Annotated in this window: 19 protein-coding genes and 3 pseudogenes; 5 read left to right on the top strand and 17 right to left on the bottom strand. The window is 48.3% G+C overall.

The window, feature by feature from the left end; all coding sequences use genetic code 11:
- Positions 1 to 10 precede the first annotated feature (10 nt).
- Positions 11 to 1,066: an aromatic ring-hydroxylating oxygenase subunit alpha gene (locus tag ACVLR6_RS07355; RefSeq protein WP_168390100.1), complete on the bottom strand. Its 1,056-nt coding sequence runs from the start codon at positions 1,064 to 1,066 to the stop codon at positions 11 to 13.
- A gap of 359 nt (positions 1,067 to 1,425) precedes the next feature.
- On the opposite strand from ACVLR6_RS07355, the gene ACVLR6_RS07360 reads away from it, so the two are divergent.
- Complete coding sequence (locus ACVLR6_RS07360) at positions 1,426 to 2,349, top strand: LysR family transcriptional regulator (RefSeq protein ID WP_168390091.1); 924 nt, start codon at positions 1,426 to 1,428, stop codon at positions 2,347 to 2,349.
- On the opposite strand, the pseudogene ACVLR6_RS07365 reads toward ACVLR6_RS07360, so the two are convergent.
- The 3 genes and pseudogenes from ACVLR6_RS07365 to tnpA all read right to left on the bottom strand — a co-directional run bounded on the left by ACVLR6_RS07365 (position 2,346) and on the right by tnpA (position 3,866).
- Positions 2,346 to 3,014, bottom strand: a pseudogene (locus ACVLR6_RS07365) (ATP-binding cassette domain-containing protein). The gene ACVLR6_RS07360 and the pseudogene ACVLR6_RS07365 sit on opposite strands and share 4 nt — an antisense overlap.
- Positions 3,015 to 3,028: 14 nt before the next feature.
- Positions 3,029 to 3,391, bottom strand: a pseudogene (locus ACVLR6_RS07370) (ABC transporter permease subunit); the annotation flags it as partial.
- A 25-nt stretch (positions 3,392 to 3,416) separates the two neighbouring features.
- Positions 3,417 to 3,866, bottom strand: a complete 450-nt coding sequence (gene tnpA, locus ACVLR6_RS07375) for an IS200/IS605 family transposase (RefSeq protein WP_023274418.1) — start codon at positions 3,864 to 3,866, stop codon at positions 3,417 to 3,419.
- 72 nt (positions 3,867 to 3,938) lie between these two features.
- Between tnpA and ACVLR6_RS07380 the strand changes: the two genes are divergently transcribed.
- Positions 3,939 to 5,330 (top strand): RNA-guided endonuclease InsQ/TnpB family protein, encoded by a 1,392-nt coding sequence (locus tag ACVLR6_RS07380; protein WP_419867752.1) that lies wholly within the window; start codon positions 3,939 to 3,941, stop codon positions 5,328 to 5,330.
- A 45-nt stretch (positions 5,331 to 5,375) separates the two neighbouring features.
- Here the strand turns inward: ACVLR6_RS07380 and modB are convergent.
- From modB to ACVLR6_RS07440, 12 genes and pseudogenes are all read right to left on the bottom strand, one after another.
- Positions 5,376 to 5,690 (bottom strand): annotated as a pseudogene (modB, locus tag ACVLR6_RS07385) (molybdate ABC transporter permease subunit); the annotation flags it as partial.
- 12 nt (positions 5,691 to 5,702) lie between these two features.
- A complete protein-coding gene (modA, locus tag ACVLR6_RS07390) occupies positions 5,703 to 6,458 on the bottom strand; it encodes a molybdate ABC transporter substrate-binding protein (RefSeq protein ID WP_160243147.1) in 756 nt (251 codons plus the stop codon).
- Positions 6,459 to 6,469: 11 nt separating this feature from the next.
- The gene (locus ACVLR6_RS07395; RefSeq protein WP_168389983.1) at positions 6,470 to 7,702 is read right to left on the bottom strand and encodes a molybdopterin molybdotransferase MoeA; all 1,233 of its coding nucleotides are present in this window, start codon (positions 7,700 to 7,702) and stop codon (positions 6,470 to 6,472) included.
- A complete protein-coding gene (moaCB, locus tag ACVLR6_RS07400) occupies positions 7,702 to 8,625 on the bottom strand; it encodes a bifunctional molybdenum cofactor biosynthesis protein MoaC/MoaB (RefSeq protein WP_005178124.1) in 924 nt (307 codons plus the stop codon). The genes ACVLR6_RS07395 and moaCB overlap by 1 nt, the downstream gene beginning before the upstream one ends.
- 48 nt (positions 8,626 to 8,673) lie before the next feature.
- A complete protein-coding gene (locus ACVLR6_RS07405; RefSeq protein WP_168389982.1) occupies positions 8,674 to 9,198 on the bottom strand; it encodes a molybdenum cofactor biosynthesis protein MoaE in 525 nt (174 codons plus the stop codon).
- A 3-nt stretch (positions 9,199 to 9,201) separates the two neighbouring features.
- Entirely contained in the window at positions 9,202 to 9,453 is a 252-nt protein-coding gene (locus ACVLR6_RS07410; protein ID WP_045794773.1) for a MoaD/ThiS family protein, read from the bottom strand.
- A gap of 2 nt (positions 9,454 to 9,455) precedes the next feature.
- Complete coding sequence (moaA, locus tag ACVLR6_RS07415; RefSeq protein WP_168389981.1) at positions 9,456 to 10,493, bottom strand: GTP 3',8-cyclase MoaA; 1,038 nt, start codon at positions 10,491 to 10,493, stop codon at positions 9,456 to 9,458.
- A 177-nt stretch (positions 10,494 to 10,670) separates the two neighbouring features.
- Positions 10,671 to 11,300 (bottom strand): molybdenum cofactor guanylyltransferase, encoded by a 630-nt coding sequence (gene mobA, locus ACVLR6_RS07420; protein WP_168389980.1) that lies wholly within the window; start codon positions 11,298 to 11,300, stop codon positions 10,671 to 10,673.
- Entirely contained in the window at positions 11,297 to 14,074 is a 2,778-nt protein-coding gene (locus tag ACVLR6_RS07425) for a molybdopterin-dependent oxidoreductase (RefSeq protein WP_455994813.1), read from the bottom strand. Before ACVLR6_RS07425 ends, mobA begins: the two co-directional genes overlap by 4 nt.
- A 297-nt stretch (positions 14,075 to 14,371) precedes the next feature.
- Positions 14,372 to 15,982 carry a nitrite reductase small subunit NirD gene (gene nirD / locus ACVLR6_RS07430; RefSeq protein WP_168389978.1) on the bottom strand — a complete coding sequence of 537 codons (1,611 nt, stop codon included), beginning with the start codon at positions 15,980 to 15,982 and terminating at the stop codon, positions 14,372 to 14,374.
- A gap of 93 nt (positions 15,983 to 16,075) precedes the next feature.
- The gene (gene nirB / locus ACVLR6_RS07435; protein ID WP_455994816.1) at positions 16,076 to 18,622 is read right to left on the bottom strand and encodes a nitrite reductase large subunit NirB; all 2,547 of its coding nucleotides are present in this window, start codon (positions 18,620 to 18,622) and stop codon (positions 16,076 to 16,078) included.
- 31 nt (positions 18,623 to 18,653) lie between these two features.
- Complete coding sequence (locus ACVLR6_RS07440) at positions 18,654 to 19,994, bottom strand: MFS transporter (RefSeq protein WP_434058342.1); 1,341 nt, start codon at positions 19,992 to 19,994, stop codon at positions 18,654 to 18,656.
- Positions 19,995 to 20,438: 444 nt separating this feature from the next.
- Between ACVLR6_RS07440 and ACVLR6_RS07445 the strand changes: the two genes are divergently transcribed.
- The gene (locus tag ACVLR6_RS07445; RefSeq protein ID WP_160241285.1) at positions 20,439 to 21,026 is read left to right on the top strand and encodes an ANTAR domain-containing response regulator; all 588 of its coding nucleotides are present in this window, start codon (positions 20,439 to 20,441) and stop codon (positions 21,024 to 21,026) included.
- Between the two features lie 2 nt (positions 21,027 to 21,028).
- Positions 21,029 to 22,033, top strand: a complete 1,005-nt coding sequence (locus tag ACVLR6_RS07450) for an ABC transporter substrate-binding protein (protein WP_455994819.1) — start codon at positions 21,029 to 21,031, stop codon at positions 22,031 to 22,033.
- A 55-nt stretch (positions 22,034 to 22,088) separates the two neighbouring features.
- On the opposite strand, the gene cysK is transcribed toward ACVLR6_RS07450, so the two are convergent.
- Positions 22,089 to 23,087, bottom strand: a complete 999-nt coding sequence (gene cysK, locus ACVLR6_RS07455; RefSeq protein ID WP_455994822.1) for a cysteine synthase A — start codon at positions 23,085 to 23,087, stop codon at positions 22,089 to 22,091.
- 298 nt (positions 23,088 to 23,385) lie between these two features.
- On the opposite strand from cysK, the gene plsB reads away from it, so the two are divergent.
- The gene (gene plsB, locus ACVLR6_RS07460) at positions 23,386 to 25,881 is read left to right on the top strand and encodes a glycerol-3-phosphate 1-O-acyltransferase PlsB (RefSeq protein WP_455994825.1); all 2,496 of its coding nucleotides are present in this window, start codon (positions 23,386 to 23,388) and stop codon (positions 25,879 to 25,881) included.
- Positions 25,882 to 25,892 lie beyond the last annotated feature (11 nt).

Below are 25,892 nucleotides of genomic sequence, written 5' to 3' on the forward strand. Positions count from 1 at the left end.
ATGAGATTTGCTACACGATATAGCGTTTACTTAGACCCCATTCGGCCAGAATCCGGCGGTATAAGGCCGAGGAGCGATCTGCCTCAAAATGGGCTTCCATGCTTAAATCCAGCGGCAGCTCTTCCGGTTTCTGGCTTTCCACCATGTCCTGATCTTCGGCAAAAATCTGCGCATTAAAATCGTAAACCGCTTGCAGGTCACCGGTGGTATCAAAATTCCGGGTTAAAGGCACAAATAGCCGGGTTTGATTGGCCGATACCGGACAGCAGGCATTTAAGATTTTCAAGATGCCATCATTCGGAAAATAAATGGTCAAGGTCGCTGCAAAGGGTGGATAAACCTCAAACTCACGCGTCCATAAAAAGCCTTCGGGTGCTAAATGCTGCATGCCATGCGGATAATTGCTGACATTGGAAATATAGATACTTTTCAGACCATAGTCAGTGCGTTCGGTATGATATTTCGGTACCACCGGATTGTTCCGATCCGCAAAGGCCTGATGATGTACCCAGGCAAAATGTGCAACATCAATAAAGCCTTCTAACTGACGGCCGCTGGAACCGGCAATATCCACACTTGGTGGTAAAATGGATTGATGCTCAGCATCTTCCCAAGTATCCAGCACCGGAAAATTGGCTGCCTGTTCATCGCGCCCGAACAGGCTGGTCCAGACCAGACCATATTTCAGCACCACCGGAAACGTGGTCAGGCTAAAACGCTCCGAAATCTGGGTCAGGTCGGGCTGGGCCGGAATTTTGGTGCATTTACCGGCACGGTTATAGTGCAGCCCATGGTAAGGACAGACAATTTCCTCGCCCTCTACCCAGCCTTTGCTTAAAGGCACACCGCGATGCGGGCAAATATCCCGTACCAGCTGGATGTCACCGCTTTCTGTCCGGTACAGCGCCATTTTCACATCCAGTAAAGTCACCTGTTGCGGCTGGCTGCTGACATCCTGAATTCGTGCCACCGGATACCAATGCTGCGCCAGAATATGCCAGTCACTGGCATCAAAGCGGCTGTCATGGGGTTGGGCAAACAGGTTGATTACAGGAATCGCATTCATAGGCTGGCTCACTTTTAAGCTATACAGGGTCAAGAACAAACGGAAATCCGCGGTTTTCTCATGTCGTTTATTGTTAATTTCCTGTTTTAAATGGCTTTGTTGCATAAATATGTAAGCATCTGATTTAAATAAATTTAATTTTGGATCAAAAAATAATCAAAACCTTTAAAATCATATAGTTATGAAACCTTTGTGCAACAAAGCCATTTTAAATTAAGAGCTTCTGCTTTTTCTGTCTATTAGAATGTTTTTGATGATCTGTTCTAAATATTCGAACACTTTAGTCAAAATTGGCCTGAACTGGCGCAGATCTTGCTCTTTTAAAATCTATCAATATCACGCTGGCCAGGTCTTAAATGGTGAATACCCCATTTTCGCGTTTTTCAGAATATTTTATTGCGGTGGCGCAAACCGGCAGCTTGCGCAAGGCAGCCGAACAGCTGTTTATTTCGGTATCTGCCGTGCATCGACAAATTGTACTGGCCGAGCAGGAACTTGGGATTGCACTATTTGAACGTCTGAATCATGGGCTACGGCTGACTTTGGCCGGAGAGTTACTGTATGCCGATCTGTTAAAATGGCAAAAGGAATTTCAGCAGACCCGCATCCGTTTTGATGAAATTCAGGGCCTGCATCGTGGCAGCATTGAATTTGGCTTAATTTCAGCGCTCAGCGAAAGTTTTGTGCTGCAGTCGATGCAACACATGAGCCAGCATTATCCCTGGATTGATTTTCACGTGCATGTGCTGGACAGTGAAAAAGTCGCACAGATGATTCAGGCCGCGGAGCTGGATTTTGGTCTGCTGCTGAATCCGCAAGCGCATCCGCATTTAGAAGTGGTGGCTTTTGTGGAAATTCCGCTGGGTTTTGTGATTCCAGTTGAGCATCCTCTGGCAGAACAAACACCGCTGTATTTTTCCGATACCTTGCCTTATGCCCATTTAATGCCAGCACCACCGCTGATTATTCATGAATATGTCAGCGCGCTGTATAAGCACCATCAGTTTAGTCCGCGTAGCCGCATCGAATGTAATGACATTCGCATGTTAATGTCATTGTTAAAGCAGAATTTGGGGCTGGGGCTAATGAGTTATTTAGATGCACTGCCGCTCCTGGAACATCAAACAGCCATCTTTAAACCGGTTCAGGACAAAGGTTTATATCCACTGACGCTGGCCCTGTGTGTGGCACCGAAACGACAGCTTTCCCGGATTGCGCAAATCATGATGAAACAGTTAACCGAGCAGATGGAGCAGCTACAACAGCAAATTGCCGAGCTTTAACAAACCGGCTGAATCAAAGGTACTACCTTGTCCCGTTGCAAACTGCTGATGCCCTGCACTTTTTGCATTTGATACACCGTGGCCTGAAGTTCCAGCAGTTCTTCCGGATGATGGGTCACATAAATCATACCCAGCTGCAATTCGTGCTGAATGCGTTTTAAAAATGGCAGTATCTGCTGTTTTAACTGCTGATCCAGTCCGCTTAAAGGTTCATCCAGCAGCAATAACTGCGGTGCAGACAATAAAGCCCGGCCAATCGAAACGCGCTGTGCTTCCCCGCCAGATAATTGATGCGCTTTGCGTCGAATCAGCCTGGACAGTTCTAACAGCTCAACAATCTGCTCAAACTCAAATTTACGCTGTGCCAGCGGCTGTAAACCTTCTGCATATCTTAAATTCTGCTCAACATTCAAATGCGGAAATAACAGGGCTTTCTGAAAAATCAGGGCAATTTTACGTTAATGCACAGGCACAAATACCTGCTGCTGGGTATCGAGCAATAAACGGTGATTCAGCACAATCCGGCCCTGTTGCGGCCGTAACAGTCCGGCCAGCAGATGCAGAAAGCTGGTTTTCCCGGAACCGGAGGGCCCCAGAATCCCGACAATCTGCTCTGCACAGGTCAGCTGCAGCTGTAATTTGAACTGCGCATTCTGATAATCGATCTAACAATCCAGCATCAGTTTTGCCCCAATTTACGTTGATATCTGTGCAGAATAAAATAATTGGCCAGTAAGGCGGCAAAAGCCAAGCCGGTGGATAACAGCACCAGACGCATGGCAGCAGCTTCGCCATCAGGCTGTTGAATGAGCGTATAAATAGCGATGGGAATGGTGCGGGTTTCATCCGGGATATTGCCAACAAAGGTAATGGTGGCGCCAAATTCACCCAGACTGCGGCTAAAGCCCAGAATACTGCCCATAAGAATCCCGGGCAGCACCAGCGGTAAGCTAATACTGAAAAAGACTTTCAGCGGCGCAGCCCCAAGTGAGGCTGCCACCTGTTCCAGCTGTGGATTTAACATTTGAACAAAACTAAGAGCGCATTCTCGCTCTTTTAAGGGCGAGTTAGCTCTTTTTTAATGACATGGACTTTTTAGCATTTTTTTCTGACGTTGGTGTTCTTTGTTCTTCAATGTATTTTTTCACTACATCCAAACTTGCGCCACCACAGGATACAGCGCAGTAACTAGGCGACCAAAAGTGATTGCCCCATAGTTTTTCCTTAACTTCATCCCAAAATGAACGCCTTAAAACATAAGAACTTTTCCCTTTCAGTTTTCCAACTAGGTTGGAAACTGAGTGCTTTGGATGAACACTTACAAGCAGGTGGATGTGATCATCTTCACCATTAAACTCAATAAGCTCACAATCCATTTGCAAACAGGTTTCTTCCATAATCTCTTTTAGGGAGGAAAGCATGTCTTTTGTTAATACATCTCTTCTGTATTTCGTAACAAATACTAAATGAACAATGTTTTTATAAATGCATGATCTACCTGTTCTCCACTCGTACATCTTATCCTCATACTAGATTTACTTTAACCTTATTTTAAGCTAAAATAACCTCAACACCTAGAGGTTTTTCAATTGCTAACAGGCATCCAATTAAGAGCATACCCAACACAACATCAAAAGCTGATTTTAAGTCAGTGGATGGGTTGTGCTCGTTTCGTTTGGAATGCCAAATGCGATGAGGATAAATACTTTCGAGGATTTGCCCGTAAGTTTGCAACTTTTGATCACTATTATAAAACCCAAGATCAAAAATACGCTCACTTTAAATCAGATGAGATTAGTTCATGGCTTGCAAACTGCCCTAGTACAATACAAAAGAACTCAACCGTTAATTGGTACAACACACTCAAAAAATCTATTAAAGGTTTATGTGGGCGACCAAAACGTAAAAAGAAGACAGATAAAGGTTCGATTCATTTAACCTCTGATTTATTCGAGTTTCGCACGGAAAGAAATAAGCGCAAGCTATATATCGGTGGTAAAAAATTTAATATAGGCTCATTAAGTTTTAAGGCTCATGCTAACTTTAAAGAACCGAAATCCCTTTATATTCGCAAAGAGCGTGGTCAATATTTCGTTTCTTTCTGCTATGAAGATGGTGTTGAGATTCAAGAGTTTGACGGTAAGAAATTCGATGCTAAAAAATACGCCAAAAGACAGTTAGATCATTTGCAGGGCATGGACGAAGAACAACTACAAAAAATAGTGGTTGGTATAGATCGTGGTGTCACCATTCCTGTTCATGCAGGCTATGAAGAATTTGATTTCTCTAAAGAACAAAAGAATCATTTAACAAAAGCAGATCGCTACATTAAGCGACTGCAAAGAAAACTCGCTCGACAAGTAAAAGGCTCAAACCGAAGAGCTAAGACTAAACATCGAATTGCGGTGCATCACTCTAAGAAAGCCAATATTCGCAAGGACTTTGCTCATAAGACAAGTCATAGCCTAGTTAATGGTTTAGCTAAGGTATTTATCTTTGAAAAATTAAATACCAAGAGCATGACTAAAAAGCCTTTACCAAAGATCGATGAATCAGGTCGATTTATTCCTAATAAGGCTAAAGCCAAAGCAGGCTTAAACAAATCTATCCTGAACGTGGGTTGGCATAGAATTGCCTCATTCCTAGCTTACAAAGCAGTTAAGCTAGGTAAAGCGGTATTTACCATCAATGCTTCTTATACAAGTCAAGAGTGCGCTTTATGCGGTCACACTCACCCCGACAATCGCAAAAGCCAAGACAAGTTTAAATGCGTGAGTTGTGGACACATTGACAATGCAGATCACAATGCATCAGTTGTTATTAAGAACAGGGCGATTAATTTAATTTTAGACAGTGGAACGCTGTTGGATGACAATCATTTGTCATCTAGTGGGCGCAGAGGTATTCGTAAGACGACTAAGGGTGTTAAAGCCCTTTTTCGCAGTACCAATGAAGCGTCAAAAGAGATGTGTGCAACTTAGGTTGCACTACGGAAACTCGGTTGCTTTAGCTCCGAGTAGTTCATCCAGCAAGGGAAACGCCACCAGCATGGCAGCCAGTACTGCGCCTTTCCAGTTAAACGCCAGCTCAATGCCCCAGTGGGCCAAAACCTGTCCAATCCAGCCTTGCGGGCTAAACAGCACCAGCAATACATAGCCCAGCACTACCGGTGGTAAAACCATCGGCAGTTGTAACATGGCTTCAAGCAAAAACTTGCTGCGAAATTCATAGCGTGCCAGCATCCAGCCCAGACAAATTGCAAATGGCAGGCAAAACAAGGTCGCGACACTGGCCACTTTAGCAGACAGATATAAACCACTTAGTTCTTCGGGACTGAGCATCAAAGCAGCAACCTAGGGACGAAAACCATGTTGAACAAAAATCTTGTGAGCCGCGACGCTACCCAGATAGCGCCGGAACTTGACCGCCTGACGATTCTTTTCACCCTGTTTGGTTAAAGCCGCGGTATAGACAATGTCCGGATGGGTCTGTACCGGAAACGCACCCAGCACTTTTACTTTATCGCTACTGACGGCATCGCTGCGATAAACAATGCCGACCTGACAGGCACCGCGCTCGACAAAGGCCAAAGCAGCCCGGGCATCCGACGCGCCAATAATGCGTTTTTCCAGCCGTTTATACCAGCCCAGCTTGGTCAGACTATGTTTGGCATATTTTCCAACCGCCACCGAATCGACCTGTCCGGTACACAGCCGGCCCGTAAAGGCCTGAGGAAAATTAAAGGTAGGATGCGCCCGAAACGGAATCCGCGCATCTTTCAGGGCAATTGCCACCAGCTGGTTATAAATAATTGGTTTGACCTGACTGGCTTTGACCTTGTTGCGTTTCACCAGATAGGTCATCCAGTCCTGATCGGCCGGAAAATAAAGATCGACTTTTGCACCGCGGACAATATGTTTGGCCAAGGTCGATGAAGTGCCAAAAACCGGTACAATCTTGGCTTCTGGATGTTGCAGCTGATAATGCCGAATCACATCCGTCAATGCCGGGCCCAGACTTGCAGCTGCATACACCTGAACGGAATTGGCTCGACTGAATGTGCTTAAGCACAAGGCGACACAGATTAAACCCAGTTGGATGGTCTTCAAAACGCACTCCCTCAATGCTGTATGAATATTCCCTTTAAGCATTGGCCTTTTTGAATCGGCTGATGAGCCGGCACACGCACCAGACAGTTGGCATACATCAGATTACTGAGCATATGCGACTGCTGCTTGGCTAAACTGTGCAGTTTCAACACCCCATCTTCAAAACAGGCGGCCATTCTTAAAATCCTTTCTCTCGCATCGGGCTTTAAGTCATGTTGTATTTGCCCTGTCCACCACGCGGGCGGCTGACTTTGCCCTTGTAATACTTCTAATAAAGTTTGCGTATAGATCGAGATTCCAACATATACCGCCGCAGGATTGCCCGGCAATGCCAATAAGTGACAAAATTTGTTAGCCGATTTTCGGTATCTGGCGAAAAAAACCGGTTTCCCCGGCTTCTGTTTCACTTTCCAGAACACCTGCTCAAAGCCTACATTTAAAGCCACCGGACGGATAAAATCATAATCACCAACCGAAATTCCGCCAGTGCTGATGATGACATCATACTCCTCCTGAAGTTGCTGAAAGTATCGGATTAAGGCAATTTCATTATCTTCCACATGCACAATATGCACAGGTTGATGCCGTGCCTGACACCAGGCTGCAATTAAAGGTGCATTGGCATCAAAAATTTTTCCTGCTTGCAAATCTGCAGCCGACTGCGCGACTTCATCACCGGTAATGAGTACGGCAACTTTAGGCTGCTGATAGACCTGAACTTGATCAATACCGGCCATGCTTAAAGCCGCAATTGCGCCGATATTTAAATATTGTCCGGCTGACGCCAGTAACTGACCTTGGGTAATTTCTTCGCCTACATCCCGGATATCGGCATGCAGTTTGAGCGCAGCCTCCAGCTGAATCAGATGGCTAGACATCCGCTGTACAATTTCCTGACGTGCCACCGTGGTGGTGCCGGCAGGAATGGGCGCGCCGGTAAAAATACGCATCGCCTGTCCACGCTGCAGCGTCACATCGGCTGATTGACCTGCCCGGATTTCACCGACCAGCTGGAACTGCGCGCCTGGCGCTATCTCTCCATCGCTACACAGGGCATAACCATCGACTGCACTTTGGGAAAATAAAGGCAGATCAATCCCCGCATAAATATCTTCAGCTAAATAGCGATGCAGGCCCTGTTGTAGTTGCAGGGTTTCCACCTCCAGACAGGGTGTTGCCGCAATCATCTTATCTAGTGCTTGATCCAGACTGATCAACCCGCTTTCTACACCACAGCCTGACATTATTGATAGCCTCCTGCATGTGGAATATTTTTCTGCACATCAAAGACATGCACCAAGGCCGGTAATACCGCCAGCAAGGATTCCTTCGCCCCCTGACGACTGCCCGGTAAAGTCATCACCAGACTATTTTCGATATAGCCGGCGACTCCACGGCTTAAAGCCGCATACGGCGTGCGTTTCTGGCCAAAACTGCGCGAGGCTTCCATCAGCCCTGGAATTTCCCGTTCTAATAGCGGAGCCAGGGTTTCTACGGTTAAATCTTTCGGGCCAAGACCAGTGCCGCCAACGGTTAAAATCAGCGGATACTGATTTTTCTGCTGTTCAATTAAGGCCAGCAACTGTTCCGGGCTATCCGGAATCACCTGATACTGAACCTGCTGGAAATTGGCCTCTGCCAATATTTCCAGAATATTCTGGCCGGCGGTATCCGGTTTTTTACCCGCGGCGACGGTATCGGACAGCACAATCACCGAAGCCGGCATCGGCTGCGCCAAGACCCGGCTAAAATGGGATTTACCGCCTTTTTTCTGCTGTAATTTGCATTGATCCAGACACAAATCTTCCGGTTCACAGTGCGGTTTCAGCATGTCGTATAAGGTCAGTCCGGCCAGACTGGCTGCGGTTAAGGCTTCCATCTCGACACCGGTTGGACCAATAGTTTCTACCGTGGCAATAATCTCGACATGCTGTTCATGCAGTTCATAATCCACATCGGCCCGGTAAATGGGTAAAGGATGGCACAGCGGAATCAGCTCATCGGTACGTTTGGCTGCCAGAATACCGGCAATACGCGCAGTTTTCAGCGCATCGCCTTTTTCGGTATTGCCCTGACGCAGCAGCTCGATACAGTGCGGCGGCGCATATAAAATGGCACTGGCCACCGCAGTACGATAGGTTTCGGCTTTCATGCCTACATTTTTCATGACTTTATTCCGGAATTATTGATTTAAAAATTAGGCTTAACATCAAATTTAAAGCGGCCATTGATAGGCGTTTTCGCCTGCATGGGGGTGATTGCAGCACTCGGTATGCGTATTCGCTTCCACTGGCGGATGATCTTTACGAATACAGCAGCCTTCGACATACTGGCTGCTGCCATCGCAATAAAATTCTTCTTTCCAGACCGGGACTTCATGTTTGACCCGCTCTACCGCCACCTCGCAGGCCTGAAAGGCTTCACGGCGATGCGGCGCATACGCCATGGCAATAATTGCGGTTTCACCAATGGCTAAATCCCCAATCCGGTGGATGACCCGCACATACGACACGCCATATTGCTGCTGAATTTCCTGCTCAATCTGCCGGATCATTTTTTCTGCCACCGGTGCATAGGCGGTATATTTCAGCGACTGCACCGCTTTACCTTCATGATGATTGCGGACTGTGCCCACAAAAATGCCAATGCCACCACATTCAGGAAACTGCTGAATCTCATCGAAGCTGGACTGGCTGAGTGGCATATCCTGAATCCGGGCAAACTGTTTTATATGCTGCATCGTTTAACCTCCTGCCACCGGTGACAGCAACACCAGCGTGGTACTGTGCTGCAAGGTCTGCTGGCGCGGCACAATATCTTCACCAATCGCGCAGGCACACCGCTCGACCAGAGCTGCCGCCGCCGGATAACTGTGGTTTAACTGCAGCAACAAGTCCGCAATGGCCGTACCGGGCAGACACTGCATCTGCACGGTTTCTGGCAACGCCTGTTTTACAGCGCCAAAGGCTTCAATCTGAATCAGGATATCGTGCATACTTAACCTCCAATCATATACATGCTGATTTTCCGGGCGCTCCCGGCAGTGGTTGTGGCTTGAGAATGAATGGCATGAAAGCCGGCTTTTTTCTGCCAGATATAGCTTTGTAATTGCTGCAATAACTGCTCACGTGCCACGGGCGCCGTATGAGTCTGCAGCTGTTCAATCAGCGCTTTTAACGGCACAGGCTGTTCGGCAAACAGACAGTTATACAATTCGCCCTGGGCACTTAAACGCAACCGGTCACACTGGCCGCAAAAGGCATGGCTGATGGTGGAAATAATCCCTACCGGGTGGCCATCGACCCGATATTCCCGTGCTGGATTCGCGCCTTGGCTGTGGATGGCTTCGACCGGAAAATGCTGGCTTAAACGCTGCAAAATTTCCTGCTCGGTGACTACATGCGCGGCGCTCCAGTGACCATCACCATCCAGCGGCATAAATTCAATAAAACGTAGCGCAATCTGCCGGGCTTTGCTCCACTGCAAAAGTGGCACCATCTGGTCGTCATTAATGCCTTTGATTAGCACGCTATTCAGTTTGATGGGCAAATGCGCCTGCTGCGCGGCCTGAATCCCGTCGAGTACCGGCTGTAACTGTTTTTGGGTTAGCGTAAAAAACTGCTGCGGATCTAAACTGTCCAGACTGATATTTAAATCATCCAGACCGGCCTGTTTTAATTCCTGCGCATAGCGGCTCAGATAATGGCCATTTGTGGTCATGGAAATTCGCGCCAAGCCCAATTGGCGTAAGGGCTGTAAATCCCGGATAAAATGCACCACACCCTGGCGCATCAGCGGTTCGCCGCCGGTAATGCGGATATGCTGAATCCCCTGCTCAACCATCAACTGGCAAAACTGCAGCAAGGCCTCAAAACTCAGCAGCTGATGTTTCTTCATCCATTCAGGATGTTCAGGCATGCAGTAGACACATTTAAAATTGCAACGATCGGTCACAGAAATCCGCAGCTTGCGTTTGCTCCGGCCAAACTGATCCTGAAAATATGCGGGTCTCACGGGAATCTGGGGATTGATCACGCCTGTTATCCTCTGGGCAATTGCTTCATGGCTGTGCAATAGGCAATAGGTTTGCACGGATCACATGCCGCGCTTTAGGCTTGAATTTGCAATTAATGTTCCAACTTTGGGCTTTTGATAAAGAGAGTGTTTAAATTCTGCCCAGCACACGCTAGAAGCGAAGAAATGAGATGATTTTTAAAGAAATTTCAGCTGACGATACTGTTGCAGTTCATCCAGCGAGTTAATACTGTGAAAAAATAGCGCACGATTTTTAAATTTTGCCACCTGAGCATGCATTTCTGCGAAACAGTGCTTTAAACTGCGCTGATGTTGTGCAAGATGCGCGCGAAGTGTGGGCAAACTGCTGCGTTTCATCAGACAAAATGGATACAGCGCCTGTCCGTTCATCATCACATAGGCCACGTCGGCCTGCGGCTGTCTGGCCAGACGCTGATGCAACCGTGGCAGCACATCGGGCGGAATATAGGTCACATCACAGGGAACAAACAGCACATAGTCGGCCTGCACATGGCCCCAGGCGCTTTTCATGCCCATCAACGGGCCTAGAAAACCGCCTTCATCATCATGATAACAATGCAGATGCGGCAGCAATCTGGCGTAAATAGAACGATCGCGATGGCTATTGATCCACAATTGCTGAATTTCAGCCTTGAAGCGTCGCTGGATTTTAAGCAGCTGGATGTCATCATCAAACTTTTGCAGCAGCTTGTTCATGCCATTCATGCGGCGGGCTTGTCCGCCCGCCAGAATGACCAGATCGGTCACAGGATAATCGGCCTGCATGATGGCGGAGTTGCGATTCATGGCATTTCCTCCATCTGACAGGCTTTAATCAGCCCACGGATTTCCGGTAAACATGAGCCACAATTGCCGCCAGCTTTTAAACAGGCCGTGATCTGTTTTTCATGGCTTAACTGCTGCTCCCGAATGGTCTGGATAATGCGGTTTTTGCCAACTTTAAAGCAGCTACATACCAGCGGTCCTTCATTGTTCTGTACCGACATCGCCTGTCCGGCCAGCAAGGCTTTGCGATGCGTGGCACTTAAACGCTCACGTTTAAACAGGCTGGCAACCCAGTCCCGATCGGGCAATAAAGCGTTGGGCGCAATATACAGGCTGGCAATTAAAATCCCGTCCTGTAACACCACACTATGGCTGATGAATGCCGATGGATCTTCCAGCTGCAGCCATTCAAAGCGGCTATCTTCCAGCTGCAGCAGCTGTTTAATCTGTGCGGCGGTATGTTTAAATTTTTTCCGGTCGGCCAGTTCATAACGCACCGCTTTGGCGGTCTGAATCTTGCTCCACCACGCTACCTGCGCCAAAGTGGCCTGAACTGCCGCTTCATGACCGTGGCGAATATACAGCACGCCCTGCCAGTCGGTATAAAATGGCTGGATGCTAACCGGGGTATGTTTAAATTCGGGTTCGCCGGAAATGGCATCCACCACCGGATTGACCACTTTTCCAATTCGCGCATCGGAAGCGACCTGATCATTCCAGTGAATGGGCGCAAACAGCTGACCACGGCGAATACCAGTCGAAACTTCAACCCGCAATACACAGCTGCCCCAGCGGGATTTCAGCTCCACCAGTTCCCCATCTTTCAGGCCATATTTCAGTGCATCATTGGGGTGAATTTCACAATAGGGCTCGGCTTTGTGAGTGCTTAAATTGGCCGATAAACCGGTACGGCTCATGGTGTGCCACTGGTCACGAATCCGGCCAGTATTCAGAATGAGAGGATAATCTTCACAAGCGCCATGTACCGGGTCGATGGCCTGAGTGGCAATAAAACGGGCTTTGCCATTCGGAAAGCTAAACTGTCCCTGGGTAAACAACTGTTCCACCGGTGAATTCTGCTGAGGCGTTAATACTGGCCATTGCAGCGGCTGTAGCTGTTCATACTGTTGCAGGCTTAGCTGGCTCAGACCGCTTAAATTAAAGTAGCGAAATAGCGGATAGTCCTGACGCTGTGTCACCGGACCATTTTCACAGGCCGATAAAGCCGCATGTTCCAGAAAAATCTCATGCACATGCTGATAATCGAAACCGCGAAAGCCCATGGCCTTGGCCACCTGACTGATCGCCCACCAGTCGGCCTTGGCCTGGCCCGGTGCGGGCAAAAAGGCACGCTGTCTGGAAATGCGCCGTTCGGAATTGGTAACACTGCCTTCTTTTTCGCCCCAACCCAAAGCCGGTAATAAAACATCGGCATAGGCAGTGCTATCGGTATCCTGACAGATATCCGACACCACCACAAAATCACACTGCGCCAAGGCGCGTTTGACCTGATCGGCATTGGGTAAACTCACCACCGGATTGGTGGCCATAATCCACAGTGCCTTGATTTTCCCGGCTTCTACCGCTTCAAACAGATCGACCGCTTTTAACCCCGCTTGAGTGGCAATTTTCGGGCTATCCCAGAACTGCTGCACCAGCTGCTGATGGGCCCGCTGATCCAGATCCAGATGCGCCGCCAGCATATTGGCCAGTCCACCCACTTCACGCCCGCCCATGGCATTCGGTTGTCCGGTCATGGAAAACGGTGCTGCGCCCGGCTTGCCAATTTTGCCGGTCAACAGATGACAATTGATAATACTGTTGGCTTTATTGACCCCTTGTGAAGACTGGTTCACCCCCATCGAAAACAGGGTCATGACTTTGTCAGTCTGGGCAAATTTTTCAAAAAATAGCTGTAATTTCTCGGCAGAAATCCCGGTACGCGCTGCCACATTTTCCAGCTGCTGCTCCGCGGCGCTGGCTTCTAACGCCTGCTGCAAGCCTTCGGTATAGGCAGCGGTAAAATTGTGGTCCTGATGACCATTTTGCTGTAAGTACTGCAGCAAGCCGTTAAATAATGCAACATCTTGCCCGAGCATAATCGGCAAATGTAAATCGGCCGCTTCACAGGTCGCGGTAAAGCGTGGGTCGACCACCACCACAAACAGATTGCGCTGTTCTTTGGCCTGCATCATGCGCTGATACAGAACCGGATGGCACCAGGCGGTATTGGAACCGACCAGCACCACCATCTCGGTCTGTTCAAAATCTGTATAGCTGGCAGGCACCAGATCTTCACCAAAGGCCCGTTTATGCGCCGCCACCGCAGAGGACATACACAGCCGCGAGTTGGTATCAATATTAGCCGTGCCCAAATAACCTTTGACAAATTTATTGACCACATAATAGTCTTCGGTCAGCAATTGCCCCGAAACATAAAAAGCAATACTTTCCGGGCCATATTGCTCAATACAATGCTGGAATTTTTGCGCAATTTCGGTGGTGGCAGTCTGCCAGTCTGTTGGCTGACGGTTGTCCTTACGGCCCAGCATTGGGGTTAATACCCGTGTCTCTAGCCCCAAGGTATCGGCCAGATTGCTGCCTTTAATACACAGTTTGCCAAAGTTGGCCGGATGCTGCACATCGCCTTCGACTTTCACCTGCACGCCCTGTGGTGAATGGCTGACATGGGCCTTAACCCCACAACCCACACCACAATAAGGACAGGTGGTTTGTGTAGTCATCGTTTTTAGTTCTGTGGAGCTTTCTAGTTCCACAACGGGAATACTGTTCATGGATGCCCCTTAGGTGTTGAAACACAATTTAATTCTTTTCAAAAAGATTCATTCCAACGCTGTCTTTTCAATGCAACTCATTTATCTGGATTAAGCTTCGGTTCGACCTACTTTTCTTTCGGGAAAAGTAGGCAAAACCTGAGCCACACTGTGGCGTAAGAACCGCAAAACTCGCCTTCATCGGGCATTTATCAAAAAGGTTGCAAAAACATTCATTTTCATATTTTGTCCTGGCTCAAACAGTTGCGGATGACGTTTCCGTGTATCCGCTTAAGTACAGGACAGAATAGTTTGTTCTTAACCCGCTTTCTTTAATGCAAAATCTTTACCAAACAGCAGTTTGTTGCGGATTTGATGAATCGGGGTCTGATCTGCAATCAGCTCGGCATACCAGGCGCCATCTTCGGTATCGCCAAACAGTACTGCACCAATGACTTTGTCTTTCTGGATGATGATGCGTTTATAAATCTGACGTTTTTCATCCTTCAGGACAATGTCTTCAAAATCATCTTCCGGTTCAAAATTACCGGCCGAGAACACATCACAACCACTGACTTTGAGCTGGGTCGGAACAGTAGGTGCCTTAAAGGTCAAGCTACCGTGTTCTGCCAGATGCGAGGCACAAATAAAGGCTTGGCCCCACAGCGGTTCCACCAGACCAAAAGTTTGACCACGATGTTCGATACACTCACCGACTGCATAAATACTCGGGTCATAACTTTGCATGGTGTCATTGACCAGCACCCCACGCTGACAGCGCAGGCCGGCACTTTGCGCCAGGGCAATATTCGGACGGATTCCCACCGCAAACACCACCAGATCGGCATCGAGCAGCGTGCCATCGTTTAGCCGGACTTGTGTGACATGGCCATTTTCACCAAGCAGCATTTCGGTATTGGCTTCGGTCAGGATACGAATACCTTTTTCTTCAATACTGTTTTTCAACATTAAGCTGGCTTTGCTATCCAGCTGGCGGTCCATAATCCGGTCCATTAGATGCAGTACGGTAACGTTCATGCCACGCTGTTTCAAACCATAGGCCGCTTCAAGTCCAAGTAAACCACCACCAATAACCACAGCATTTCGTTTCTGTTCGCAATATTCCAGCATCCGGTTCACATCATAGATATCGCGGAAGCTAAGCACACCGTCCAGCTCTGTGCCCGGAATTGGGGGAATAAACGGCTGCGAGCCAGTGGCTAAAATCAGCCGGTCATAATTCACCACCTGCCCCGACTGGGTGAAGACTTGCTTGCGTGGACGATCAATTTTCACCGCAGCATCACCGGCAATCAGCTGAATACCTTTTTCGGCATACCAGGCATGCGGATGCAGCATGATATCGTCCACCGTTTTATCACCGGCCAAGACCGGGGACAGCATAATCCGGTTGTAGTTGCCCCACGGTTCTTCGCCAATCACGGTAATCTCGTAACGATCAGGTGCCATATCCAGCAAATCTTCCAGACAGCGCATGCCCGCCAGACCATTACCCACCAGCACCAGCTTCATTTTTTCCTGTTGCACGCCATTATTGGTGATATAGGTTTTTTGTGCGGTCGGACTGACAAAAACTCGGCCCTGTTCAATTTTGCTTGGAAACACCAGTAATTTCTGGTCTTTATCTTCCAGACAGCGGCCGGTGGCCAGACTGAAATGCTGTTTATAGATTGGTGATGCCACCACACGCTCACCTTGCAAATCGCCAAGAATGCCGCGCGACATCACATTGGCGCCGCTAAACGGGTCCTGATTACTCAGGGCATAAACACGCTGTTCCTGCCCCACACGGAAAATTGCAATCTGCTGGCCTTCCACCAAGGCTGCCACGCCGGTATGTGGGGTAATCTCCTCCAGATGACAGACCTCTACCCAATCCAGTTCATTCATATCTTTTAAAATTGTCATCATCGTTATCCTGTGCTTTGGCATCTTCTGCTGCATATCCCATTTGGTTTTTCTGGCGGATTTGCTTTAGAAGATGCGTCTTGATCTTGAAGGTTATGCCTGCATCACCGGAATCCGGCTTTCATCACGCTCGGCTGCCGTTTTCGGGCGAATCTGCCCACGCTCGGTGGCAAACTGGATGTGCGGATCGTGCTGCTGCTCGGCTTTGGCATTGATAAAGGTTTTAAAGCGTTTGCGTACTTCTGGATCTTCAATCGCAGTACACCATTCATCCTGATAAGTACCCACCACATGCTGCATGCGACGTTCCAGTTCTGCGGCCAGACCTAAGGAATCGTGCACAATCACATCTTTCAGATAATCCAGCCCGCCCTCCAGGTTGTCGCGCCAAACCGAAGTACGTTGTAAACGGTCTGCGGTTTGAATGTAGAACATAAAGAAGCGGTCGATGTATTTGATTAAGGTACTGGTATCCAGATCGGAAGCCAGCAGCTCGGCATGACGCGGTTTCATGCCACCGTTACCGCAAACATAGAGGTTCCAGCCTTTTTCAGTGGCAATCACGCCCACGTCTTTACTTTGTGCTTCGGCACATTCACGGGTACAGCCAGATACCGCCATTTTCAGTTTGTGCGGAGAACGCAGGCCTTTGTAACGGTTTTCCAGGAAAATCGCCAAGCCAACTGAATCATCCACGCCATAACGGCACCAGGTGCTACCCACGCAAGATTTCACGGTACGCAGTGACTTGCCGTAGGCATGACCCGATTCAAAACCGGCATCAATCAGTTTTTGCCAGATTTCCGGTAACTGATGTACCTGCGCCCCAAACATATCCACGCGCTGACCACCGGTCAGTTTGGTGTACAGGCCGTATTCCTTGGCAATCTGGCCAATGGCAATCAGGCCATCTGGAGTCACTTCACCACCGGCCATTCGTGGGACCACCGAATAAGAACCATCTTTCTGGATATTGCCCAGATAGTAGTCATTGCTATCTTGCAGGCCGGCATGACTTGGTTTTAGCACAAAGTCATTCCAGCAGGAGGCCAGAATATTGGCCACAGTTGGTTTACAGATATCACAGCCCAGACCGTGACCATGTTGCTGGATTAAATCTTCAAAAGTCTTGATCTCGTTCACACGCACCAGGTGATACAGTTCCTGACGCGAATAGGCAAAGTGTTCACAAAGATGGTTATTGACCGTCACCCCTTGACGCTGCAATTCGGCTTTTAATACCTGAGTCACTAAAGGTGCACAGCCCCCACAAGCAGTTGCGGCCTGGGTACATTTCTTCAGTGCACCGAGTGAAGTTGAACCGGCTTCAATCGCCTGGCAGATATCGGCTTTAGACACGTTATTACAGGAACAGATGGTGGCGCTGTCTGGCAGCAAATCGACACCGCTGCCACCGGCTTTGGCACCTGACTCGGCAAAGCCCGGCATGATCAGGCTTTCTGGCTGTTCTGGAACTGCCAGACCATTCAGCATCATTTGCAGTAGATCGTTATATTCTTTGGCACAGCCAACCAGCACCGCACCCAGCAATCGGTTTTTTTCCGCATTAACCACAATTTTCTTGTAGATCAGCGCATCTTCATCGGCATAAAAATAGCTGAGTGAATTTGGAGTCATGGCATGTGCATCACCAATAGATGCCACATCCACACCCATCAGCTTTAATTTAGTGCTCATGTCGGCGCCAGCAAAGCAGTTCGGGTTTTGCTGCATCACATGCTTGGCGGCAATTCGAGCCATGTCATAGCCCGGTGCGACCAGACCGTAAATCTTGTTTTGCCACAGCGCACATTCCCCAATCGCATAAATATCCGGATTGGAAGTCTGACAGTAATCATTAATCACAATCCCGCCGCGCTCGCCAATGCTGAGTCCGCTTTGGCGCGCCAGTTCATCACGTGGACGAATCCCGGCAGAAAACAGGATGATATCGGTTTCCAGTTCAGCGCCATCACCAAACTTCATCACATGCTTGGCCGACGCGCCATCTTCAATTGAGGAGGTGGCTTTCTGGGTATGGACTTTCACGCCCAGATCTTCAATTTTGCTGCGCAGCACCTTACCGCCCAGGTCATCAACCTGCACTGCCATCAGACGCGGCGCAAACTCGACTACATGGGTTTCCAGATTTAGGTCTTTTAAGGCTTTGGCTGCTTCCAGACCAAGTAAACCGCCACCAATCACGACACCAGATTTGGCATTCAGACTAGCGGCTTTAATTGCATCCAGATCTTCAATAGTGCGGTAAACAAAGCAGTTTTCACGGTCATTGCCCGGAATAGGTGGCACAAAGGCATAAGAGCCCGTCGCCAGTACCAGTTTGTCATAGGCAATCACATCACCCTGATTGGTGGTGACCAGTTTATGTACCGGGTCAATAGCCGTGGCTTTGGTATTGAGGCGCAGATCAATGCCATAGGCATCGGCGAAGTCACTGCGGCATAAGCTTAAGTCTTTGGCAGACTTGCCGGTGAAGTATTCGGTTAAATGTACGCGGTCATAAGCCAAACGCGGTTCTTCTGCCAAAATGGTGATTTCAACCTCATCGCCCGCAGTTTCCAAAACCGATTCAATAAATTTGTGGCCGACCATACCGTGGCCAATCATGACAAGTTTCATACAGTTCTCCTCAATAATATTCTGTGTTGGCTTAGGCTGCGTTATTGCGTTCAACAATGGCCTGTTCGAACAGGCGTTGTTCTTTTTCTTTGTGCTCCACCGAGAAGCGAATCATCAGGACAAAACTTGCGGCAATTACCACCAGTCCGCCCAGAACCATCAGGCAGGTCTGAATATCCAGTACGCCTTTTAACAGGAAGCCTGCGGCGACTGCGCCGACGTTCCCACCGGCACCAATAATGCCGGCCACGCCGCCCAGTGCATCGCGGTCAATAAATGGCACCAGTGCATAGGTCGCGCCGCAGGCCATGTGGGTAAACAGGGCAAAAATGGTCATGACTAAAATGGCCAGCATGGCGCTGTTCATTTGCGAGAACAGAATCAGGAACAAGCCTTCCATTAAAATCATGGCAAACAGCACTTTGGTACGCCCATCCAGACCGCTTTTTAGTGCTACCTTGTCAGAGACAATGCCGCCCAATGCACGGGCAAACAGGGCCAGCAAACCGAAGATGCCCGCTGCCATGCCGGCTTCTTTCAGGCCAAAGCTGAAGTGTTCGACGTAATACATCGCCACAATGTTGTGAATAAAGATTTCAATCCCGAAACAGGCAGCATAGGCACCAAATAAAATCCAGACGCGGTAGTTACGTGCAGCATGCAGCAGAATCGCCATACCGCCTTTTTTGTCGCTGCCGACCTGAATGCCCTGTTCGCGTAATTCTTTAAAGTTGCCTTGGGTACAGTCCTGGGTCAGTTTCCAGTACAGGATGCCGACAATAATCATCATGATGCCCGGTACCAGCAAGGCAATACGCCAGCCCATGGCCTGCTCGACCCCAAACATCACCAAGGCAGATAACAGCAAAGGCATCAGCGCCTGGGTAGCGCCGCCGCCGGCATTGCCCCAGCCTGCCGTAGTGGCATTGGCTGTTCCCACCACATTCGGTGCAAACATGATGCTGGTGTGATATTGGGTAATCACGAAGCTGGCACCAATGGCGCCAATCAGCAAACGGAAAAACAGGAAAGATTCATAACTGTTGGAAGCCGCCACCCCAAACACCGGAATACTGCCGATAATTAACAAAGCAGTATAGGTTTTGCGCGGGCCGTATTTATCACACAGCGGCCCGACAATTAAACGGACCAGAATGGTGATGGCCACCGCAGCAATATTGATATTGGCAATCTGATCTTTGGTTAGGTTGAACTCGCCGGCAATGACTGGCATTAACGGTGCGCAGGCAAACCAGGCAAAGAAACAGATAAAAAATGCGAGCCAACTCATATGGAAGGCTCTCATCGCTGAAGTTTTAAAGTTAAATAGACTTATTTTTGTCGCTTTATTCGCTTGCAAATTTGAAGACATAACCATCTCCTACCTGAACTGAACGTGTGGGTTAACCTGCTATACGGATAGCTGCATAACAGATTCGAACAGAGCGGACGTCGTTGGCCGTCTTTCAAATTTTGGGAGTCTTCTTTGACTCAGCTGGAATAATGCAGATAGTGTGCCAACTTTTTAGAAAAGCCCATTAGCTTGCTGTTTTTTATTGGGTTTTGAAAGTTATTTATTCTGGGTGAATGTATTCAGATGCTGTCTACCTCCCGATTTCACGGTTCTGGCAGCCTCCTGTTTTATTTTTTGAAGTCCCCTGCCTTATCTTGGTGCGTTTTGTTTCATGCAAGTGCATCTTCCTGTTAAGTTCAGATTTAATTTTTGATTTTAAAGGTTTTATTTTAATAAATTCGGGTTTGGCACCATCTTTGCATTATTAAAAGTACTCGTTGTACAGACTCTATTGAGAGTTGCATGCCAAAACTGAAAATCGCGTTAATTGATGATGATCTCGAGCGCGCAGAGTTCATCAAAACCTCCTTAATTCAGCATGAATTTGAGGTGGTTGCCTGTTTAATTATCAATCATTCCAATATGTTCCATTTACAGCAATTGCATGCCGATGTAATTCTGCTGGATATGGACCATCCGCATCGGGACATTATTGAAAGCTGCGTCAGCCAGTTTGATTTACCGACCGTGCTGTTCACCAAAAACAGCCACAAAGACACCATCAAAAATGCCATTGATGCCGGTGTTACTGCCTATATTGTCGATGGGATTGATCCGGCCAAGCTGGACAGCATTCTGGAAATTTCCATCGAGCAGTTTAAAAAACACAAAAAGCTGCTGCACGATCTGGAAGAAACCAAAGGCAAACTGGCCGACCGTAAAGATGTCGAAAAAGCCAAGGTCTTGCTGATGCGAATGCATGCCTTAAGCGAAGAAGATGCCTTTGGCCTGCTACGCAAAAATGCCATGAGCCACCGGATGACCATTGGTGAAATGGCACGGCGCCTGCTCGATGCCCAGCAACTCCTGCAAAAACAATTTAAGGATTAGCCATGCATAACTTAGAAAAAACCGAACTTCAGATTGGCTATATTCCTTTGCTCGACTGCGTCGCCATTTTATGGGCCAAACAGCGTGGCTTTTTTGCCGATGCCGGCCTCAATGTCGAACTGCTAAAAGAACCGTCCTGGGCCAGTTTAAGAGACCGGCTGGCCTTTGGTTTTATGGATGCTGCGCATTGCCTGTCGGCCATGTTACCGGCGGCGGCGCTCGGCACCGACCAACTGGGGATTCCGCTGCAAACGCCGCTGGTGCTAAGTACCAATCAGGCTTACATCAGCCTGAGTCAATCGCTGTGTTTTGACCTAGGCATCCAGTCGGAAGATGATGCCGCACACATCGCCACAAAACTGATAAATGCCCATCAGCAACGCCCGATACAACTGGCGCATGTGTTTCACACCTCGATTCATCATTACTGTTTAAGAGAATGGCTGGCCTTGGCCGACCCGATCCTGGCGAAAAATATTCAGCTCAGTACGCTGCCACCGCCATATATGGTCGAAGCGATTTCCCAGCAGCAGATTGATGGCTTTTGTGTTGGCGAACCCTGGAATACCCAGGCCGAATTACAGGGCTATTCTAAAATATTGCTCTCGGGTCAGCAGGTTATTCCGCAAGTGGCCGATAAAGTGCTAGCGGTAACCGCAGAATGGGCCGCCCAGCATCCGAATACCTTAAATGCCATGACCTCTGCCATTCAGCGCGCGCAAGCCGAATTGCACCAGCTGGAAGATGTACAAGCAGTCTGGCAAATGCTAAATGAGGCCGGCATCATCCAGTTTCCTTGTTCCGCACAGGTCCATGTCGAACGCTATTATTTTATTCAGAATATTATTCGCAGTTTGGTGGATGAATCGTCAGCCCAGCCGCAAGCGCAGGATTTTGTCTGGCTCACCGAACAAATGTTGAAATGGGATGCGCTGGATGTGCCCGAGGTGGAGAGTGCTGCGGTCAGTCAACGCTGTATTTATCCGCTACCCTCAGGTCACGCCTAATCAAAAAGCCCGCAACGATGGCGGGCTTTTTTAGCTATTTTTACAGTCGACAGACTTAGTCGGCAGAAATATCTTCAAACAGCACTGAAGATAAATAGCGCTCGCCACCATCTGGCAAAATCACCACAATATTTTTACCGGCATTTTCTGGACGTGCAGCCAGCTGTGCCGCAGCCGCCATTGCGGCACCACTGGAAATTCCAACCAGAATGCCTTCCTGGGTTGCCGTCTTACGCGCAAAATCAATTGCTTCCTGGCTTGGAATGGCAATGACTTCATCAACCAGGTCTAAATCGAGGTTTTTAGGAATAAAGTTGGCGCCAATACCCTGAATTTTGTGTGGTGCCGGGCTAATCGCTTCACCACGTTTGGCCTGACCAATAATGGCTGATTCTTCCGGCTCAACCGCCACCGAATACAACGGCTGGTTCTGCACTTTTTCGAAATAACGCGAAATACCGGTAAGCGTACCGCCTGTGCCCACGCCGGCAACCAGAATATCGACCTGACCGCCAGTCGCCTGCCAGATTTCAACCCCAGTGGTTTTTTCATGAATGTCCGGGTTGGCCGGGTTTTCAAACTGCTGCGGCATAAAATAGACATCCGGTTGCTCCGCCACCAAACGCTCGGCTTCTTCAATCGCGCCTTTCATGCCTTTGGCTGGTTCGGTCAATACCAGATTGGCCCCCAGCGCTTTTAATACTTTACGGCGTTCAATACTCATGCTGGCCGGCATGGTTAAAGTAATCGGATAACCTTTGGCTGCTGCTACAAAAGCCAGCGCAATACCGGTGTTGCCGCTGGTTGGCTCAACAATATGCATGCCAGCTTTAAGCGCGCCACGCTGTTCTGCATCGGCCACCATTGCCGCACCAATCCGGCACTTGACGGAAAATGCCGGATTACGGCTTTCCACTTTGGCAAATACATTGGCTCCCCCGCCAATGACACGATTAATGCGCACCAGTGGCGTATTGCCAATGGCTTCGGCATTGTTGGCATAAACCGCAATCCCCAAATTGTCCGGGGCGGTAAAAGCTGTATCTGTTGTCATCATGTTTTCCTTAAGTCTTTTTTCATTTACCTCACCTTCTATCATACAGGCTTCTTTAAATTTTAAAATTCGATTTCTCTAAGATTGGTTACAATAAAAACTGAATAAGTTTCACACAAATACGGCCAGTTTTTCGTTAAATTAGGTGATCACCCCATGAAATCTATTCAGTCCAGCCTATAAATCGCTGTAAACTTAGTTCAATTTTGATCTTGACTGACGACCGTGTCAGCCCACCGGCCTCAGGTTCTACTGTAAAAACAGCCCATCCGGCCCATGAAAATATTTAGGGAATGCAATGTCTAACAAGAGTTACAGCCGACTTTATCGTAACCTGACGCAAAAAATTCTAGATAAGATTGTGACCCCGCAAGTCCTGGGCAGCACCAGCGAACTGGAACAGAATCTGGCGCAGAATCAGCTACATACCCGTATCTGCTATGTACTGCAAGATGCCTCTTTAAGTAATACTGTACTGATTGATAAAGAAGCGCAAGCGCGTGGTCTGCCTTCGGTGTTTTCACCACTGATTTTAGGCCAGTACAATGAAGATAACTCGATGCTGGCACTGAATGAGCAGGATCATCCGCATGACAGCTATCATTATTCAGCCCGCCTGATTCGTCTAATTGAGGCCTTGCAGCAGCATCCGGATCAGGATGTGCAGCTAGTACCGGTAACTGTGCTCTGGGGTCGTGCGCCGGAATATGAAGATTCCTGGTTTAAAGCCCTGTTTGCCGATGCCTGGGCCAAACCGAACAAGCTGAAACAAACCCTGAATATTTCCTTATATGGCCGTGAAAACTATATTGAATTTCACAAGCCGGTATCGTTAAGAGCTTTGCTGGAAACCGCGCAGACCGAGCGCCCGAACTTTTCTCCGGCGCATTTTGTGGTGCAAACCCTGGACCAAAACTTTAACCAATATAAAGAAGCCATTTTAGGCCCTGACCTGTCCGACCGCCGCAACCTGATCAATAAACTAATGAAAACCGAGGCGGTGCAACAGGCGATTCGTAAAGAAAGCATTGATAAAAAAGTCAGCATGTTTGAGGCAGAAAACCGTGCCAAAAGCTATCTGACCGAAATTGTATCGGACTTTTCCTATTCGACTTTACGCTTTGCCGAGCTGGCACTGACCAAACTCTGGACCCAGCTCTATGACGGGATTGAAGTGCATCATTTCGATACCGTGCGTGAACTGGCCAAAGACTATGAAATTGTCTATACGCCGTGTCATCGCAGTCATATTGACTATCTGCTGCTGTCCTATGTAATTTTTAACCGTGGCCTGATGGTGCCGCATATTGCAGCCGGCATTAACCTGAATTTACCGGTGGTCGGGCAGATTTTACGTGGTGGCGGTGCCTATTTTATTCGCCGTACCTTTAGCGGTAATGCGCTGTATACCTCGGTATTTAAGGAATATCTGCACAGCCTGCTGTCACGCAATACCCCGCTGGAATATTTTATTGAAGGCGGCCGTTCCCGTACCGGCTTATTGCTGCCGCCGAAAAAAGGCATGCTGTCGATGACGGTACAAAGCCATTTACGCGGTGCCACCAAACCGATTGCCTTTATTCCAACCTATTTCGGCTATGAAAAGCTGATGGAAGGCACCTCTTATTTAAATGAGCTGAATGGCAAGCCCAAAGAAGCCGAATCGTTATGGGGCATTTTGAACTCGGCGCGAAAAATTGAAAAAGTATTTGGCCAGGTCTATGTCAACTTCGGCGAACCGGTGTTTCTGGACAATATTCTGCAACAGAATCAGGCCAATCAGATCCAGCTTTCAATTCATGATGAATTGCCACGTCCAGTCATCAACACGGTTGATCAGGCAGCACGGGAAATTCTGGAAAATATCAATAAAGCGGTGGTGATTAACCCGATTTCGCTGATTTCCACCATCTTGCTGAATGCACCGCAACATGCCTTAAGCCAGGATGATTTACTGCGCCAAATTGAACAGTATCGTGAGCTGCTTAAAGCCACCCATTATGATGATCGGATGATTATCACCCAGCTGTCGGCACCAGAAATTATTGAATATGCGCTGAAGCTGAAACAGGTCGAGCATTATCAGCAGGATAACCAGACCTGGATTCGTGTGGCCGAAAGTCAGCGTATTTTACTCAGCTACTTTAGTAATAATATTCTGCACTGCTTAAGCTTACCGGCGCTGATTGCCCTGCTCGTGCAGGATATGCCGGCGATCACCACAGCGCAGCTTAAGCAGCATGTCAGCCGCTTATATCCATTCCTGAAATCGGAACTGTTTTTAAAATGGTCAGCCACAGAACTTCCTGCGCAGATTGACCGTATTCTTGGCAGCATGCAGCAACTGGGCTGGATTGACGTGTCGGAGAACATTCAGCTGCTTGAACTCCAAGCAACACATCCAATGCATAGTCTGGCAACGCTGGCACGCAGCAGCCTGAACAACTTTGTGCTGATTAGCCAGTTATTGCAGGAATATGCCGAGCCCTATCAGTTAGATTTAAAAGCGCTGGAAAAAATGGCCAAAACCGTATTTAAACGGCTGGCAGAGTCAGGCAATTTAAACAGCGGTTATTACTTCGACAGTGCCACGTTAAAGAGCTTTATGGGCAGTTTACAACAGCTTGGACTGCTGGAGATGCAAGGTCAGCAGTTACAACTGAAACCACAATTTGATACAGAAATATCAGATTATCTGGGCTGGTATGCCCCTGAGCTGCAACAGCAGATTGCAGATAAGCTGCTGTTCTCTGAGAAAGAAATCAAACAGTTTAAAGAGTATAGTAAAAAATAAAGTATCAGATT

Source organism: Acinetobacter sp. T63 (assembly GCF_053852345.1).